This is a genomic window from Agromyces binzhouensis (assembly GCF_004135055.1).
GTDB classification, from domain to species: Bacteria; Actinomycetota; Actinomycetes; order Actinomycetales; family Microbacteriaceae; genus Agromyces; species Agromyces binzhouensis.
In genome coordinates, this window is sequence record NZ_SDPL01000402.1 from 1 (window position 1) to 2,849 (window position 2,849).

Here is a 2,849-nt window from a genome sequence, read left to right on the forward strand (position 1 = left end):
GGAGGCGGCCGCGGCGCTGCGCGAGGCGTCGCGCGCGGCGTTCGCCGCACTCGCCGACGGCCGCCTCAGGCCCGAGCTGGATGCCGCCGGCGACTACGTGTTCACGGCCGACGAACCCGATCGGGCGCCTGAGTCCTCTACAACGTTGTAGGGTGTGCGACACGAGGGAGGCGGGATGGCAGCGACACTGCACGACGTGGCCAGGCTCGCGGGGGTGTCGATCAAGACGGTCTCGAACGTCATCAACGACTACCCGCACATCCGGCCGGCGACGCGCGAGCGCGTCGAGCGGGCGATCGCCGAACTCGGCTACACGCCGAACCTGACCGCGAGGAACCTGCGCTCGGGCCGCACCGGCGCCATCGCGCTGGCGGTGCCCGACCTCGGACTGAGCTACTTCGCCGAGCTCGCGGCATCCGTCATCGAGGCTGCCGAGGCCGCGGGCGTCGTCGTGCTCGTCGAGCAGACCGGCGGCGACCGCGAGCGCGAGCTCGAACTGCTCCGCAGCCCGCGGATCAAGCTCACCGACGGGCTGATCTTCAGCGCGCTCGGCATGGGGCAGGAGGATGCCGCGGCCCTGGACGTGCCGTACCCGCTGGTGCTGCTCGGCGAGCGGATCTTCGACGGCCCGACCGACCACGTGACCATGCGCAACGTCGAGGCGGCTCGGGCGGCCACGGAGTACCTGCTGGCGTCGGGGCGCCGACGCATCGCGGTCCTCGGGGCGCATGCGGATTCGGAGGTCGGCTCGGCGGGCCTGCGCCTGCGCGGGTACCGGGAGGCGCTCGAGGCCGCCGGTGCCCCGTTCGACGAGACGATCGTCGTGCCGGCCACCCTGTGGCATCGCGCGGACGGCGCGCGCGCGATGCGCGAACTCCTCGGGCGCGAGCGCCCCTTCGACGCGGTGTTCGGGCTCAACGACACGCTCGCGCTCGGTGCGATGCGCGTGCTCCAGGAGGCCGGCCTGCGCGTTCCCGAGCAGGTGTCGGTCATGGGCTTCGACGACCTCGAGGAGGCGGAGTACGCCATCCCGTCGCTGACGACGGTCGATCCCGGCCGCGGATGGATCGCGCAGACCGCCGTTGGCGCACTTGTCGATCGGATCGCCCGACCCGGCGGCGCCCCGCAGACGCGGCTCGCGGAGTTCCGGATCGTCGAGCGCGAGTCGGCGCCGGCGCGAGTCGGTGCGACGGTCGCCGGAGGACCCCCGCCCTCGTCGCCCGCTTGACAGGTCGCGACCCGTCGCGCACCATGTTCTACAACGTTTACCTCCAACGTTGTAGAGGACATGGGAGAAGGATGCCCGACGCACGCCTGACGATCGATCCGCACTTCACCGTCGGCGCCATCCGCCGCACCGTCTTCGGCGGCTTCGTCGAGCACCTCGGCCGGCACGTCTACGACGGCATCCACGAGCCCGGTCACCCGACCGCAGACGCCGAGGGCTTCCGGCAGGACGTGATCGAACTCGTCACGGAGCTCGGCGTCTCGACCATCCGCTACCCGGGGGGCAACTTCGTGTCCGGGTTCCGCTGGGAGGACTCGGTCGGTCCGCGTGAGCGGCGTCCGCGCCGGCTCGACCTCGCCTGGCACTCGACCGAGACGAACGAGGTCGGACTGCACGAGTTCGCCGACTGGCTCGAGAAGGTCGGCAGCGAGCTCATGCTGGCCGTGAACCTCGGCACGCGCGGCACGCTCGAGGCACTCGACCTGCTGGAGTACGCGAACATCGCCGGCGGCACGACCCTGTCGCAGCAGCGCATCGAGAACGGCCGCACCGACGCGTTCGGCGTGAAGATGTGGTGCCTCGGCAACGAGATGGACGGGCCGTGGCAGCTCGGCCACCGCTCCGCCGACGACTACGGCAAGCTCGCCTCGCAGACCGCGAAGGCCATGCGGCAGCTCGACCCGTCGGTCGAACTGGTGGTGTGCGGATCGTCGGGTGCGAGCATGCCGACGTTCGGCGAGTGGGAGCGGGTCGTGCTCACGCACACCTACGACGACGTCGACTACATCTCGTGCCACGCCTACTACGAGGAGAAGGACGGCGACCTCGGCTCGTTCCTCGCTTCCGCGGTCGACATGGACGGCTTCATCGAGACCGTCGTGGCCACGGCCGACCACGTGAAGGCCGTGGTCGGGAGCTCGAAGACCGTGAACATCTCGTTCGACGAGTGGAACGTCTGGTACCTCTCGCGGTTCGAGGGTGTCGAGAAGATCGAGGGCATCGACAACTGGCCGGTCGCGCCGCGCCTGCTGGAGGACGTCTACTCCGTCGCCGACGCCGTCGTGTTCGGCAACCTCATGATCTCGCTGCTCAAGCACGCCGACCGTGTCACGAGCGCCTCGCTCGCCCAGCTCGTCAACGTGATCGCGCCGATCATGACGGAGCCCGGCGGCCCGGCGTGGCGGCAGACCACCTTCTTCCCGTTCTCGATCACGTCGCGACTGGCTCGGGGCGAGGCGCTGGAGCTCAAGCTCGACACGCCGACCTATCGGACCGCGACCTACGGCGAGGTGCCGCTCGTCGACGCGGTCGCGACGCACGACGCCGTGGCGGGCCGCAGCGCCGTGTTCCTCGTCAACCGGAGCACGGACGAGCCCGTCGAACTCACCATCGACCTGGCGAGCCTCGGCGAGGTGTCGATCCTCGAGACCCACACGCTCGCGGACGACGACGTGTACGCGAAGAACACGCTCGACGACCCGGAGCGCGTGGCGCCCGCACCGAACGGGACGGCGTCGATCGCGAGCGGAGAGCTCACGATCACGCTCCCACCGGTGTCGTGGACCGCCATCGCGCTCGGCTGACGTCGCGGCCGCCCGGCCGCCCGGCCGCGCGGCCGCCC

At 70.8% G+C, this 2,849-nt stretch carries 2 protein-coding genes; both read left to right on the plus strand.

The window, feature by feature from the left end; translation table 11 throughout:
- The first annotated feature begins 175 nt into the window (after positions 1-175).
- Entirely contained in the window at positions 176-1,228 is a 1,053-nt protein-coding gene (locus ESO86_RS14830) for a LacI family DNA-binding transcriptional regulator (RefSeq protein WP_129235678.1), read from the plus strand.
- 71 nt (positions 1,229-1,299) lie between these two features.
- The gene (gene arfA, locus ESO86_RS14835; RefSeq protein WP_129235679.1) at positions 1,300-2,811 is read left to right on the plus strand and encodes an arabinosylfuranosidase ArfA; all 1,512 of its coding nucleotides are present in this window, start codon (positions 1,300-1,302) and stop codon (positions 2,809-2,811) included.
- Positions 2,812-2,849: the final 38 nt, after the last annotated feature.

What these genes read in the sequence shown, in the direction of transcription:
- ESO86_RS14830 (WP_129235678.1), top strand. Translation starts at nt 176, where the DNA reads ATGGCAGCGACACTGCACGACGTGGCCAGGCTCGCGGGGGTGTCGATC.
- arfA (WP_129235679.1), top strand. Translation starts at nt 1,300, where the DNA reads ATGCCCGACGCACGCCTGACGATCGATCCGCACTTCACCGTCGGCGCC.